Annotated in this window: 14 protein-coding genes; 1 reads left to right on the top strand and 13 read right to left on the bottom strand. The window is 45.9% G+C overall.

The annotated features are described in order from the left end of the window. Positions 1-91: 91 nt before the first annotated feature. The 12 genes from J5X92_RS06845 to gmk all read right to left on the bottom strand — a co-directional run bounded on the left by J5X92_RS06845 (position 92) and on the right by gmk (position 12,799). Positions 92-1,105 (bottom strand): ABC transporter ATP-binding protein, encoded by a 1,014-nt coding sequence (locus J5X92_RS06845; RefSeq protein WP_013786058.1) that lies wholly within the window; start codon positions 1,103-1,105, stop codon positions 92-94. Beyond that, positions 1,105-2,625, bottom strand: coding sequence for an iron ABC transporter permease (locus tag J5X92_RS06840; protein ID WP_013786059.1), 1,521 nt, complete (start codon positions 2,623-2,625; stop codon positions 1,105-1,107). Before J5X92_RS06840 ends, J5X92_RS06845 begins: the two co-directional genes overlap by 1 nt. Then, positions 2,622-3,656, bottom strand: coding sequence for an extracellular solute-binding protein (locus J5X92_RS06835; RefSeq protein WP_126872668.1), 1,035 nt, complete (start codon positions 3,654-3,656; stop codon positions 2,622-2,624). Before J5X92_RS06835 ends, J5X92_RS06840 begins: the two co-directional genes overlap by 4 nt. A gap of 16 nt (positions 3,657-3,672) precedes the next feature. Next, on the bottom strand, positions 3,673-4,482 hold the full coding sequence (locus tag J5X92_RS06830; protein ID WP_013786061.1) for a hypothetical protein: 810 nt from the start codon (positions 4,480-4,482) through the stop codon (positions 3,673-3,675). 405 nt (positions 4,483-4,887) lie between these two features. Then, on the bottom strand, positions 4,888-5,361 hold the full coding sequence (locus J5X92_RS06825; RefSeq protein WP_208805173.1) for a peroxiredoxin: 474 nt from the start codon (positions 5,359-5,361) through the stop codon (positions 4,888-4,890). A 9-nt stretch (positions 5,362-5,370) separates the two neighbouring features. Beyond that, the gene (locus tag J5X92_RS06820; RefSeq protein WP_208805236.1) at positions 5,371-6,165 is read right to left on the bottom strand and encodes a class I SAM-dependent methyltransferase; all 795 of its coding nucleotides are present in this window, start codon (positions 6,163-6,165) and stop codon (positions 5,371-5,373) included. After that, the gene (gene recG / locus J5X92_RS06815) at positions 6,158-8,230 is read right to left on the bottom strand and encodes an ATP-dependent DNA helicase RecG (protein ID WP_013786064.1); all 2,073 of its coding nucleotides are present in this window, start codon (positions 8,228-8,230) and stop codon (positions 6,158-6,160) included. Before recG ends, J5X92_RS06820 begins: the two co-directional genes overlap by 8 nt. A 144-nt stretch (positions 8,231-8,374) precedes the next feature. Beyond that, complete coding sequence (gene trmH, locus J5X92_RS06810) at positions 8,375-9,106, bottom strand: tRNA (guanosine(18)-2'-O)-methyltransferase TrmH (RefSeq protein WP_126872670.1); 732 nt, start codon at positions 9,104-9,106, stop codon at positions 8,375-8,377. Between the two features lie 3 nt (positions 9,107-9,109). Continuing rightward, positions 9,110-9,496: a RidA family protein gene (locus J5X92_RS06805; protein ID WP_013786066.1), complete on the bottom strand. Its 387-nt coding sequence runs from the start codon at positions 9,494-9,496 to the stop codon at positions 9,110-9,112. 26 nt (positions 9,497-9,522) lie between these two features. Next, complete coding sequence (spoT, locus tag J5X92_RS06800) at positions 9,523-11,631, bottom strand: bifunctional GTP diphosphokinase/guanosine-3',5'-bis pyrophosphate 3'-pyrophosphohydrolase (RefSeq protein ID WP_126872671.1); 2,109 nt, start codon at positions 11,629-11,631, stop codon at positions 9,523-9,525. Between the two features lie 142 nt (positions 11,632-11,773). After that, positions 11,774-12,046: a DNA-directed RNA polymerase subunit omega gene (gene rpoZ / locus J5X92_RS06795; RefSeq protein WP_057794791.1), complete on the bottom strand. Its 273-nt coding sequence runs from the start codon at positions 12,044-12,046 to the stop codon at positions 11,774-11,776. 111 nt (positions 12,047-12,157) lie between these two features. After that, entirely contained in the window at positions 12,158-12,799 is a 642-nt protein-coding gene (gene gmk / locus J5X92_RS06790; protein ID WP_013786069.1) for a guanylate kinase, read from the bottom strand. A gap of 211 nt (positions 12,800-13,010) precedes the next feature. Between gmk and J5X92_RS06785 the strand changes: the two genes are divergently transcribed. Then, positions 13,011-13,667, top strand: a complete 657-nt coding sequence (locus J5X92_RS06785) for an alpha/beta fold hydrolase (RefSeq protein ID WP_126872672.1) — start codon at positions 13,011-13,013, stop codon at positions 13,665-13,667. Between the two features lie 99 nt (positions 13,668-13,766). Here the strand turns inward: J5X92_RS06785 and J5X92_RS06780 are convergent, their stop codons facing one another. Further along, positions 13,767-14,825, bottom strand: coding sequence for a GGDEF domain-containing protein (locus J5X92_RS06780; protein ID WP_126872673.1), 1,059 nt, complete (start codon positions 14,823-14,825; stop codon positions 13,767-13,769). Positions 14,826-14,884: the final 59 nt, after the last annotated feature.

Here is a 14,884-nt window from a genome sequence, read left to right as displayed (position 1 = left end):
GGGGGGCTACAATGTGTGCCAGCAGTTTAATTTTAAACCACTGGTGTAGTGTATTGGTAGATAGGGGTTTTTAGTCTTCGAGTGCGAAAGTTTATGCTCGCGAAAACACCGCTAAAGGATGCGTAGTGATGAGTGCCATGTGTGCTCGCGCACCCGGTTTCATGGCGTTTTCGTGGCTTACACGTACCTTTAACTGGCTGCCGCTGTCTAGGGTTACGGCATAAAGGCGGCTTTCCCCCTCGTAACGTACCCAATCTACAGTGCCATTGGGGCATTCATGGTCTGCACGTAAACTTAAATCGTCAGGGCGCACTAACAAGTCTACCTTGCCGTTAGCACCATCTACTGATGTGCCAGGCACAGTGCCAATGTCAGTGGTAACGATGCCGTTATCGAAGGTACCTGGAATAAAGCTAGCTTCACCCATAAATCGAGCCACAAAACGGCTGGCGGGCTCTGAGTAACATGCTTCTGGGGTTGCAAGTTGCTCTAGTACGCCTTTATTTAATATCCCTACCCTGTCACCTACGCTTAAGGCTTCTTCTTGGTCGTGAGTTACCCAAATAGCAGGCACGCCTGCAGCTTTAAGGGCATCGCGAATTTCCCAACGAAGGCTGTCTTTTAAGGCAGCGTCTAGGTTTGATAGGGGTTCATCTAATAAAACAAATGCCGGCCCGTGTGCCAAGGTACGGGCTAGTGCAACACGTTGCTTTTGACCACCCGATAAACGAGCAGGCTTAGCATCACGAAAATCTTCAAGGCCAAGAAGCTTTAGCCAATGATCGGCAAGCTTAGTATCTTTTAAACGGAAGCAAACATTTTGCTGAACGGTCAAATGAGGGAACAGTGCGAAATCTTGAAACACCATGCCTACATTGCGTTTTTCAGGAGGCACCGTTTTCTTCGGCGTGGCGGTCCAGTTGCCAAGGGTCATTTGCCCTTCTGAAATAGGGATAAGGCCTGCTAATGCCTGTAAGATAGTGGTTTTACCGCAGCCTGTTGGGCCCACCAGCATGAGAATTTCGTCTGAACCTAATTCTAGGTTGAGCTTATTCACTACACGGGTAGCACCATAATTAACTGACAACTCACTCACTTTAAGCATTAACTACGATCATCCTCGGAAACGGTAAACTGGGCCCGGCGTTCGCCAGAAAGCATTAATATTAATCCAAAGCCCGATAACAATACCAGCAATAACCCCGGTACAGCAGCACGGCCGAAGTAACCTGCTTCGTACACACGCCACATGTAGGTGGCTAAGGTTTCAAACCCCGTTGGCCCCAACATTAGGGTGGCAGGTAATTCTCGCATGGCTTCTAAAAACACCAAAGCGGCACCGGCTATCATGCCCCTTAAGGTAAGTGGCAACGTAATGCGCATAAATGCTTCGCGAGGGCTAGCCCCTAACACTCGTGCTGCTTTCACTAATCCGGTATCTAAATTCTCTGCGGTACTACGCACACTGCCTACGGCAAGGGGTATAAAGCGTAGAACATACGCCATCACCAATAAACCCAAGGTTTGATACAAATAAGGTAATTGAAGGCCAACGTAAACCAATGCAGTACCCATCACGATGCCAGGTACGCCAAAACCAAAATAAGTAATGCGTTCCATTAAACGTCCAGCTTTGCCTGCAATAGCCGCGTGGGCAACGGGTATAGCCAAAATAACAGCCACAATAGCAGCTAGGAAAGACGCATAAGCCGAATTCCACGCATAACTAAATTCAAACCCACCGGTACCTTCCCGTATTAGCCACAGAGTGAATACCGCAAGAGGCAATACAATAGCCAGCAACAATATAGGCATTGCCGCTAATAACATAAGGTTACGTTGCCAACGGGCTGGCCATAAACTTAAATGCCTGCCGGGGCGTTCTTTGGCGCCGCCAATACGACTTTCAATGAATAAGATCAACCCTACAATCACCATTAACTGCAAGCTCAGCATGGCAGCTTGGCTTAAGCCAAAGGCATTGTATTCGACAAAAATAACGCGGGTGAAGGTGTCTAATCCCATGATGGCAGGCGTACCAAAGTCAGACAGTGCATAAAGTGCGGCTAATAAAGCACCGGCTGCAATACTGGTGGCTACACGAGGTAATACCACGCGCCACAAACTTTTATACAAAGATACACCAAGGGTGCGGGCCGCATTGATTAGGCTGGCATCAAGGCTAAGTAACGACGCCCGTGTGGTCATCATCACAAAGGGGTAGGTGTACAACGACATCACCAAGGCCGAGCCCCACAAACCATCAATACTGGGGGTGGTAATTCCTAATACGTTTTCTATTTCGCCGCCACGGCCAAAAGAAAAGTACATGGCGAACGCACCGATATAGCTGGGTAAGGCTAAGGGCGCAGCTAAAAGAATTAGCCAAAATCGTTTGAACGGCATTTGCACGTAAGCAGTAAAGAGCGCTAGAGGCACACCTATAAGTACCGAGCCAATAATAGTCAGCACCATAAGTGATACGGTGTTGCCGAGTACGCGCAAGTTGTGGGTGTCGAAAATTTCTGCGCTATCTGATGCTAACGAAAATAAAACGCCTACTGGCAACAATGCCATTAACGCGATAATTAGAGCCAGCGGGTACGACTTTGGCCAGTTGCTCACAGCACCCCGACTTTTCGCATAAGGTTAAGCGTGGGGCGTAAATCTGCTAGTTTTCTGAGATCCATATCGGGTGGCGATATTTCAGATAATGCAGGTAAGCCTTGCGGCGGTGTAACACCTTGTACCAACGGAATTTCGTACGCTTCGCTTGCCAAATACCCTTGTACTTCGCGGCTCAGTAAATAGCGGATAAAGTTAACAGGTAAATCACCTTCGCTTAATGCCACAATACCCGAAGCATTGACTAAACAGCCTGCATCGTTTTGCGTATAGGCAAGGGCAACATTAGCGTTTGGCTTACCGGCTTTTAAGCGCAACGTGTAGTAATGGTTAGCAAAGCCCATATCCACTTCGCCCCGTTCAACGCCCATGACTACGCCAAGTTCGCCTGCGTATTTTTTCGCTTTGCTATTAACGCCTTTAAGCCAATCGGCCGTGGCCTTTTCACCTTCTAAAATGCGCATAGCGGTAACGAATGACTGGAATGAGGCATAAGCCGGAGCCCAACCCAACGCTAAATCACTATCAGCTAAGGCCATTACGCTATCTGGGATTTGATCGGGGGTTACCCGCTCTGTGTTATACGGCAATGTACGAATACGGCCGGTAACGGGTGTCCAGCTAGGATATTGGAAACCGTCTTTCAATTGCGTGGTTAAGTCGGTAGGTAACGGCTTCGCTAAACCTGAATCGGTTACCATGCCAATACTGCCGGTATCTACCGCCCAAAATAAATCGGCGCGCTTCACCCCTGCTTTTGCTTCTGCAGCAAGGGTATTGGCTAACGCGGCTGAAGCGCCGCGTCTAATTTTTAGGTTAAGCTGTGGATTACGTTTTTTAATGGCATCGAGCACATTTTCATACAAACCACCTTCGCCACGCCCTAAATAAAGGGTGAGATCACCTTCCAACTTAGGAAGGGATTCTACCGACACACTTGCAATGGTGTTGGCAAAGCTCAAACTGCTGATAGGTAAACTACCTAACGCACCTGCGGCGGCTAAACCTTGTAAAAATGTTCTACGTTGCATTTGAAAAAACTATTCCTTAGAAAACGTCTTTACGACTTTTTTCTGCTTCTACTAACAAGGAACGAGCGCGATCTAATTTCGTTTGCATAGTTTCCACTACACCACGAACCGCCTCTACGCCTTTACCGCCAGTAATTGCTTGTGGAAGGGTTACGTTAAAGTCTTTTTCTAAGTCTTCAACTAGGTCGGCGTCTAATTCAATTAGCGCCCCTTCTACCCCTTCAAAGCGTTGTAAGTAAGTATCGTGAACCAAGGTGGTGGCAACTTCAGTCAGTTGCTCTGCCGATTTAGCCACTACGCGATCTAAACGCTTTTTAATATCGTCAATAACTTCAGGCGCGGTGGTTGGTTCAACTTCAGTGGTTTGTACTTTGGCAACCAAACCCTGCTTTTGATATTGTGACGCAAGTTTAACTGCGCCTAACGCTTGCCACAAGGCTTGATTAAGTTTGGTTTGCTCTGCGCGAACGTCTTCTACAGATTTGCCGTTTTCGATACCCATTTTAATGCCATAGATACCCTGCCATATAGACGCATAAACAGGTACGTACTGAGTTTCAATCGCAGAATGAAAATCGACTTCTTCCCAATATTCAATTAACACGTCTGTGTCCACGTTTTTGCTGTCTTTTTCGTACGCATCAACAACACTGCCGAATTTTTCTTCTAACCAGTGCACTTCTTCTGTGTACTCACCAATATGAGCTTGAAGATTGTTTACATGTTCGCTGATTACACCATTTGCAAAGGCGCTGCTTGTGCCCAATGATAAGGTCACTGCTAATACTAATACCGAGGCACTTAGCTTCTTGATTGTTGTTGTCATCACTTTTCCTAGTACGCTTTTAATTATGCAAATGATACTTATTATCATTAATTAAGTAAAGGTAACTCGACGTATGATTATGACATACTTTCGCATTACCAAATTGACATTGAAGTCAGTAACTACGGTGTTTGCACCGAAAGTTGCGTTTAGCAATTCATCGTATAACCGCTATTCACTGGCTGTTTGCGACATAGTTATATTACATTTTAACGACACTATGCGATCAACTTTATTCAGGCTAGGCAATCGTAAAAATCTATCTATAATTTTATGACGTTTACAAACTTAGGCTTGCTAACTGGGTTTGGGTGGTAATTTTTACGATCAAAAAAAAGCCTGAGCATTACGTCACAGTATGCTCAGGCCTTTCAATAGGTTTAGTGCTTAGTATTGAATTTGCTGTTACAAGCTTTTTAGCATGCTCTCGGCATCACTGACTTCAAAGCGACCAGGATCTTCTACACTGATTTTTTTCACTACGCAGTCTTCAACTAACATGGCGTAACGCATTGAGCGCAAGCCACCAAAGTCGCTGGTATTCATGTCTAAACCAATTTGCTTAGTGAAATGACCGTTGCCGTCTGCCAGCATCATAATCTCTTCAGCGTTATTCGCTTTTCCCCATGCGTCCATCACGAACGCATCGTTAACCGATAAGCAAATAACCGTATCTACGCCTTTAGCTTTAATTTTATCTGTCAATGCTACATAGCCCGGTAGATGTGCTTGAGAACAGGTTGGCGTAAACGCGCCAGGCACTGCAAACACTACTACACGCTTGTCGTTAAAAAGCTCGGCAGTGCCGGGGTTTGTCATCTCACCGTTTACTAAAAGGCTGAAATCCACCTCGGGCAAGGTGCTACCAACTTCTATCATGCTGCTCTCCTAGGATTTTTGACGTAAATACACATCGAATCTATGTTTTTTACTTTCTATTGCCATTGATGGATTATTTCCCGCTAACACTTCTGCACTATTAGGGCGTTTTACCACTACTCTAGACGACGTTAATGCCAACGCAGGCGCGAGTAACGCGTCGGCGTCGGGGTCGTGTCCAAGCAATTGTTGAAACAATCGCATTTCCTTCTTCACCAAGGCTGATTTCTTTTTATGCGGAAACATAGGGTCTAAGTAAATCGCATCTACGTTTTCACCATTCCAGTATTGCATTACATCGGCACTATTTCCATGTTGTAGTGCTAATCGTTCTGCAAGTTCTGGGAAGCGCTGTTGTAAACGTCGAATACCATCTTCAAGCAACGCGGCTACAATGGGTGAACGCTCTATCATAGTGACCTTGCAGCCTACGCTAACTAACACAAATGCATCTCTGCCTAAACCCGGCGTAGCATCTACTACGTGCCAAGGTGTTGCACCTTTAAGTACATCACCTTTCAACCCCACCGCTTTTACAATAGGCTCTTTTCTACCGCCGCCATGGGCTTTGCGATATAAGCTAGCCGGGGAAGCAAAATCAACTTCAACAGGCAGTGTTTTCTTTTCGCTCGCATCAGCAAGCCCAAGTACATCGTGACTGACTTGCAGATAAAATCCTTCAACGGGCTTTTCTTCAATCGCAAAACCCCAGTTTTTACTGATCGTTAGCGCGAGGGCTTTGTCGCTTTCAAAGTGGGTATCGCCTTCGGTGCTAGCAATCACAAGAGGCAAAGTATTAAGCATGGCCATATTGCTCCTTGTGCCCTATCCAGCGGTTGATAATGGCTTGTGCATGGGAAGGATATTGCTCCCATAAGGTATAGGCAATTTCTTGTACTTTGGGAATAAGCGCGGCGTCTCGCACTAAGTCGGCAATTTTAAGTTCCGCCATACCGGTTTGACGAGTACCCATAAATTCTCCTGGCCCACGAATTTCTAAGTCTCGTTGGGCAATATAAAACCCATCGTTAGATTCTCGCAGCACAGTTAATCGCTGAGTAGCCGTTTTAGACAAAGGGCTTTGGTACATAAGTACGCATTGGCTTTCTACCGCCCCACGCCCTACTCGCCCGCGAAGTTGGTGTAGCTGAGCTAAACCTAATCGTTCGGGGTTTTCAATAATCATAATACTGGCATTGGGTACATCTACCCCAACCTCAATAACGGTTGTAGCCACCAGTAAATCGAGCTCACCGGCTTTAAAATCAGCCATTACTTGTAGTTTTTCAGCTGGCTTTAGGCGCCCGTGCACTAAACCTACGTTAAGTTCAGGTAGTGCTGTGCGAAGGATAACCGCAGCATCTTCAGCGGCTTGGCATTCCAACACTTCCGATTCATCAATAAGGGTACAAACCCAATAGGCTTGCCTACCGTTTTCTTTGCAGGCTGTGCGAACACGCTCAATAACATCCCCTCGCCTGCTATCCGGCAATACCACTGTGGTCACAGGGGTTCTTCCCGGAGGTAATTCATCGATTACTGAGGTATCTAGGTCGGCATAGGCAGTCATGGCCAGCGTTCGAGGTATAGGGGTGGCCGTCATAATTAACTGGTGCGGGTATCGCCCCTGCTGTTCGCCTTTATCTCGAAGCGCAAGGCGTTGATGTACACCAAATCTGTGCTGCTCATCCACAATCACTAACGCGAGTTGTTGGTAGTTTACGCTTTCTTGAAAAATCGCGTGGGTGCCCACCAACATTTGTACATCGCCACTTTCAAGCCGCGCTAACACTTCGGTGCGGGCTTTGCCTTTAAGCTTACCGGCTAGCCACCCAATCTCTATCCCCAGCGGTGCAAACCATTCTCGAAAGTTGTTCGCATGCTGTTCGGCAAGTAATTCGGTGGGAGCCATAAGCGCAACCTGATGCCCAGCCCCAATAGCAGATAGCGCCGCAAGAGCGGCCACTAAGGTTTTCCCTGAGCCTACGTCGCCTTGCACTAAGCGCATCATGGGCCTGGGGTGTTGCATATCTTGCTGAATATCGGCCACTACCCGCTGCTGTGCCCCTGTGGGAGAAAACGGTAATTGGGCCAACATTTTTTCAATAAGAGGCTTGTCGACCTTAATGCTAATACCAGGCTGCGCATCTGAAAGCTTACGAACTTTTAATACACTTAAATGGTGTGACAAAAGCTCTTCTAAAATTAATCGATACTGAGCAGGGTGAAGCCCTTCTTCCATTTCATGCACATCGGTATCGGGGGCTGGCCGATGTACCGCATGCAATGCTTCGTTTAGGCTTATCTGGTCGCTGTACATACCTTCAGGCAGTAAGTCGGCCAGTGCGCCTTTATCTAACATTTTAAGCGCTTGGTCGGTTAAATTTCGCAGGGTGAGTTGCTTTACCCCTTCGGTGGTGGGGTAAACCGGCGTTAAAGATTCTGCTTCTAGCGGTGCGTCTTCATCGATTAATTTGAATTCGGGGTGCATCATTTCAATGCCCCACTTACCGGTGCGAACTTCACCAAAACATCGTATTAGGTTGCCCGGTGTCATCATCGTGCGCTGCACTGCGCCAAAGTGAAAAAAGCGTAAAGTAATAGTGCCTGTACCATCGCTTAGCTTCACCACTAACATGCGTTTTTTGCCGTATTGGATGTCGGCGCTTTTCACTTCGCCCTGCACACTAACATGAGTAAACGGACGGCACTCTGCCACACTGTAAACCCGTGTTCTGTCTTCATAACGCAGCGGCAAGTGAAACAGCACGTCTTGTAAGGTAAATAAGCCAATTTTAGCCAGCTTTTCGGCCACTTTAGCGCCTACCCCTTTTAGGGCGGTGATGGGCGTGGTGGCAAGAGTTTGCATTTGACCGACATTCCTTAAAACAAGCGTATGATTTCATTAGGGTAATGAAAGCAATCATTTATTAGAAACGAAGTGTAATAGATTGCGAGAAGCTTGGCGAGTACGGTTTAAGGCCAGTATGACAGGTCTACGAGTCTGGCTGGGCTAGGCGCGCGTAGTCACTGCCTCGTCATTGTCAGATAGGGCGTGTAACGCTTCAGGCGTTAGCTGCATTTGCTTCCACCAACTTGCTGGTGCATCAATGCGGCCAATGTCGTCAATCGCAGGATATGGAACCCCTTTCGTCTTACTTAGAGCGCACAGTCTGGGGTAACCTCTTTCGAACAAGAGTTTTTGGCATTCTTCTTCGGGTAAGTGTTCAACATCGTACATGCCGGCTAGTTCCCGCTGACGCTGTGCTTCATAAAGCACTAACGCTGCCGCAACCGACACATTCAACGACTGCACCATGCCCGCCATAGGAATGATGATATCTTGATCGGCCATAGCAATGGCTTCATCGGTAGCGCCGTAGCGTTCTTGACCAAAAATAATCGCGGTAGGTTTGGTGTAATCCACCTCACGAAAGCCCACGGCAGTATCAGACAAATGAGTGACTAACACTTGCATACCCTGCTGCTTCAGTGCGCCTATAGCGTTTCCTAAACTGTCGTGATTAGTTTGGCGAACCCATTGCTGGCTGCCCATGGCGGTGTCGCCACGAAACTGATATTTCTCTTCCCACACGGTATGCACGCGGTGAATGCCAATGGCATCACAAGTACGGACTACCGCCGATACATTGTGGGGTTTGTGTACATTTTCAAGGCAAACCGTAAGGTCAGTTTGCCTTTTTGCCAACGCACTTCGAATGCGAAGGTAGCGCTCTGGCGACATGGCTTACTCCGGCAATTCCATCACGCCGTCGATTTCAATTTGTGCGCCTTTAGGCAATGCAGACACTTGCACTGCAGCACGGGCTGGATATGGTTTGGTAAAGTAACGGCTCATAATTTCATTTACCGTCGCAAAGTGACTTAAATCGATAAGAAAGATGTTCACTTTTACCAAGTCGTTGGTGGTGCCACCCGCGGCATCACACACCGCTTTTAAGTTTTCAAAAACCTGTACCGCTTGTTCAGCAAAGTCTTCTGAAACCATTTCCATGGTCTCTGCCACTAAAGGAATTTGGCCTGAAAGATATACTGTTGTGCCAGCCTTAACGGCTTGACTGTAAGTACCAATAGCGGCAGGTGCCTTATCGGTCTGAATAATAGACTTAGACATAATGGATCCTAAAAATTTTTAAAAAGTTAGTGTCTGGACTGACTATGACGTGACACTTTCTGAACCTCTGGCATGGTGCGGATTTTTTTCATCACTCTTGCCAAATGTACGCGATTTTGCGTGGTAATTTCGATGTCGATAAAGTAGATATTACTCTCTTTTTCTTCTGTTTGCAGTCCAATAATATTGGAATCGCAACCAGAAATTGTGTTCGTTAGGGTAGCAAGGGTTCCCTGATGATTAAACAGTTCAATTCGCAGCGAGGCTTTAAATTCACCTTGAGGTTCATCGTCCCAACGCATTGGTAATACGCGCTGAGGCTCTTCTTTTGAAAGCTTGCGAATGTTGTTGCAACCAATTTGGTGAATCGTCATACCACGGCCAGGGCTTAATACCGCCACAATTTCATCGTCAGGGATAGGGTGACAACAACGGGCATAATGCACCAATAATCCTTCGGTACCGCGGATAGCCACGTTACCTTTTTTCTCTGGTAAATCTGTGTTCTCACCTAACAATCGGCGGGCAACAATAGCGCTTAGCTCGTTACCTAAGCCTATATCTATAAGTAAAGAATCAAAGTCGTCATGCTTAGTTTCAGCCACTACCCGTTCAATATCGGCCTCTGGAATATCGTCCAGCTTCACTTCACCTAATGCATGGCGCAGTAAGCGATTACCCATGTTCACTGCTTCTTGCGAATGCTGTTTACGCAAATATTGGCGAATGCGGGTGCGTGCGCGAGCACTTACTACGAAGTTCAGCCAATTAGCATTGGGCTTAGCTTTAGGTGAGGTAATAATCTCTACGGTTTGGCCATTTTGTAGTGGCTTACTTAAGCTGTAGTTTCTACGCTCTACTCGAACCCCAACGCAGGTGTTACCAATATCTGAATGCACCGCGTAGGCGAAGTCTACAGCCGTAGCGCCCATGGGCAGCTCAATAATGCGGCCATCTGGGGTAAACACGTATATTTCTTCTGGGAATAAATCGGTTTTAACCGATTCAATAAATTCGAAGGATGAACTGGCTGATTGTTGAAGCTCAAGTAACGACTGCATCCACTTACGCGCTCTGAGTTGCGCAGTAGTGCCGTTGTCGCCAGGCTCTTTATAAAGCCAATGCGCGGCAACCCCTTTATCTGCCATTTGATCCATTTCTTGGGTACGAATTTGTATTTCTACCGGAATACCATGGGGGCCAATAAGCGAGGTGTGCAACGACTGATAGCCATTGGTACGGGGAATGGCAATGTAATCTTTAAAGCGATTTTCAATTGGCTTATACAAGCTATGCATAGCCCCTAACGAGCGATAACAATTATCGACTGAATCGACCACAATACGAAACGCGTAAATGTCCATCACTTCGTTGAACATGAGTTCTTTGTTACGCATTTTGCGGTAAATAGAGTACAGATGCTTTTCGCGGCCCAGCACGTCCGACTCAATTTTATAAGCCGTTAAGCGAGTGCTAAGTTCTTCACGAATATTTTCAATAATTTCTTTACGGTTACCGCGTGCTTGGCGAACCGCTGATTTCAGTGCGCGATGGCGCATAGGGTACATGGCAAGAAAACCTAAGTCTTCTAGCTCATTTTTAATATCGTGAATACCTAAGCGATGGGCAATAGGTGCATAAATTTCAAGGGTTTCAAGAGCAATACGACGGCGTTTGTCAGGGCGAAGCGAACCGAGTGTACGCATATTGTGGGTACGGTCAGCTAGCTTAATCAGAATAACCCGGATGTCTTGCACCATGGCCATCATCATTTTACGGAAGTTTTCAGCCTGTGCTTCTTGCTTACTGCTAAAAGCAATTTTATCTAGCTTACTTACCCCTTCCACCAGCTCAGCAACGGTTTCACCGAAAGCTTCAGCAAGATCTTCCTGGCTGTAATGGGTATCTTCAATCACGTCGTGTAGCAAAGCTGCCATGAGAGTTTCATGGTCTAAATGCATGTCGGCAAGAATACTGGCAACAGCAACAGGGTGCGTAATATAAGGGTCGCCACTTGAGCGCATTTGTCCATCGTGGGCTTCTTGAGCCAACACAAACGCCTCTTGTACCAGCTGAACTCGGTCAGCAGGCAAGTACTTTATTACTTTCTGTTTTAAGCCTTCAAACAAATACACGGACTAGTGCGACTCCTGATTAACGTTACAACCTTTAGAATACGTAGAATTGAGCCTTTAGCCAATACCCAAAAAGCAAAGCGCCAGTGCTTTTTTCAAAGCACTGGCGCTTAAACATACAATAGTTACCCTGCTGGTGTAACTATTGATCAGAAAGAATGTTTGCTACTGACGAAAATTCAGCGTGTTCTTGTTGTTCTTGATCACGCAAATCGTCTTGTTCTAATGTGCTAGCAGTTACCAAACCTTCTTCGATTTCACGAAGTGCAGTTACGGTAGGCTTATCGTTTTGCACATCAACCATTGGAGTTTTACCTTCGGTGGCAATTTGGCGTGCACGACGAGCCGCTACCAAAACCAAATCAAAGCGGTTACCAATTTTATCTACGGCATCTTCAACTGTTACGCGGGCCATGTATTTCTCCGAAAATTAGGTTGATCAAGTAATTCAAAAAACGGCCGCGTAGTATACACCTTTGTAGAGTGCGATCCTAGCGGTTTGTTTGAAATTAAAACAATATAAATATTAAGCAGATCCGAGCAATTCGTCCAATAAAGGCTGATAACGCATTTGTTGTTTCATTGTTCGTAAACGCTGTGAAATCACAATCGCTTCTAAATCGTTAAGCGCGGTCGCAAAATCATCGTTAACAATAACGTGGCTGAACTCACTAAAATGGGACATTTCTGCCACGGCTTCTTTCATTCTACCGGCAATCACTTCATCGCTATCTTGACCACGATTGGTTAAACGTTGCTCTAGCACCTCGATTGAAGGAGGCAAAATGAAAATACCGCAGGTATCTGGCATGAGCTTTTGCACCTGACGTGCGCCTTGCCAATCAATATCTAGAAATACATCTATACCACGGTGCAAGGTTTGTTCAATGGTTACCCGTGAAGTGCCGTAGTAATTACCGAACACTTCAGCCCATTCAAAGAAAACGCCTTGTTCAATTAACGCTTCAAATTGTTCACGGCTGACGAAATGATAATGCTGCCCATCCACTTCCCCCGGACGAGGTTTACGGGTAGTGTGGGACACTGACACTTCCATTGCATTATCGCTATTAGACGCGTACTTTTCCATTAGCGCCTTTATAAGGCTGGATTTTCCTGCGCCTGATGGCGCTGCAAGTATAAATAAGTTTCCGAGTAATGATGCCATGAAAGTATTAAATATATCTTAAAATATGGTGATTTCGTGGAGCAATGATAGCATATTGAACCGTTAAGCCGTAGTAGCAATCGTTTCGAACACATACTCACATTGCCTACGCGTGTACCTTTAACAAAGCAATGCATTTACCGTTAGCTTAAATTCGGCGCTGTTTTAGGGAAAGACAAAAAGTACGACACATAAACATGGAGCAACAACTTTGCCTTACGTTGAACACAACCCCAGCTCTACGCCAAACGCCTGTGTGATTTGGCTTCATGGTTTAGGCGACTCGGGTCATGGCTTTGCGCCTATCGTGCCTGAGTTAAAGCTACCCGATAGTATGTCGGTAAAATTTATTTTTCCTCATGCTCCAGAGCGCCCAGTTACCATTAATGGTGGTATGCGGATGCGTGCTTGGTATGACATAAAGTCACTCGATTTTAATAGCCGTGCAGACTTAAGTGGTGTGCTTGAGTCTGCCGCTCATGTAGAAACACTTATCCAAGAGCAAGTCGACAAAGGCATTCCTACCGATAGGATTGTATTAGCAGGCTTCTCACAAGGGGGGGTTATTGCACTTCACCTTGCGCCTCGCTTTAAGCATAAGTTGGCTGGTGTTATGGCACTTTCCACTTATATGTGTGAACCAAGTTTGTTGGCACAAGAAGCTACCGACGTAAATCGAGACATACCCATCATGATGGCTCATGGCGAACAAGATGAAGTCGTGCCTATTTTTATGGGTAATGCGGCTTATAAAACGTTAACCGATAACGGCTTTAACGCCACTTGGCAAACCTATACCATGCAGCACAACGTCTGTATGCAAGAAATCAGTGATATTTCAGCGTGGCTTCAAAAGGTACTTGCTTAGGCTTTTTGGGTTAGGTTCTTTTACTAAGCGCCTTAGGCTACATCGTCTCGCTAGTACAGCGCTACTAAATAGCAGGTTTATTCGCTCAGTGAGTTAGCACTACATAACACGGTTTCTGCCAGCACCTTTCGCTTCGTAAAGGTGCTCGTCGGCCAGTTTAATCGCATCATTGATGTTGATGTCAGTGAGTGCTGTCGCCACCCCAAAACTGGCTGTGATCGGATGGTGAATATTGCCTTCTATGAAAGGTGACTTTTCAATCTCCACACGAATTTTTTCAGCCAACTTCACTGCCACACTCAAGCTTGTTTTGGGGTAAAGAATTAGAAATTCCTCTCCCCCGGTTCGTGACACAACATCGGTGGATCTAATCGCTTTTTTCATTAGTGTAGCAAGCTTAATTAGTACTCTGTCTCCTACATCATGACCGTAGTTATCGTTTATTTTTTTAAAATAATCGATATCCACCACCACAACACTTAAAGGAAAGTAATCCGCTGGGTTTTTAATTGCGCGTTCAAAATAAACCGATTCCAGAAAACGCCGGTTTGGTACTTTCGTTAACGGGTCAGAGTTAGCTTGGCGAAGCTTCTCTAAATTATCGGTCATCATCTCTTTTCTGCTTTTGTGCCAAAAGTATTCAGAAATAAACGCAACCACAATGAAACAGCCAAGCGCTATTAAGAAGCGAGAGACATCCTCACCACGATAGTTCGCGGGAATGGATTCTTGGTTGTAAACGATAAAGGCTAATACGACTACTGTACCCGTGACGTAAAAAATAGCAGCTCTAAAACGCACAATAATAATTTGAATCAAAATGATCGGGTACACGAAGTGCAGCCCAGTGTTATTGTAGCCGCCGGTAATGGTGAGCACAGCCACCATTACCGCAACGACAAACCCCGCTATATAGTAAAAAATATTACTGTTTTTAAAAATATGCGACAACGCGGCATTAACAAAAACTGAAAACGAAAAAAAACCTAACCAAAACGCAAGATAGTGATCACCCCGCGCTAAATTTTGAACCGCAAGCGCGGCCATAATAAAACCGCCAATATACGAAATAAAATACAGCGTTAATCGGCGTCGTTTCGCTTCGGCATTATTTAAGTGTGTATTTTCGAGAAATTCACGTAATGAAGCACTGTCCATATAACAGAGGGCTTATCGTTATATTATGATTGCATTAGTCATAGTCACTCTACGTACAA

This window comes from Alteromonas sp. K632G (assembly GCF_017653625.1).
Lineage (GTDB): Bacteria > Pseudomonadota > Gammaproteobacteria > Enterobacterales > Alteromonadaceae > Alteromonas > Alteromonas naphthalenivorans.
This window is presented reverse-complemented; position numbering and strand designations above follow the sequence as displayed.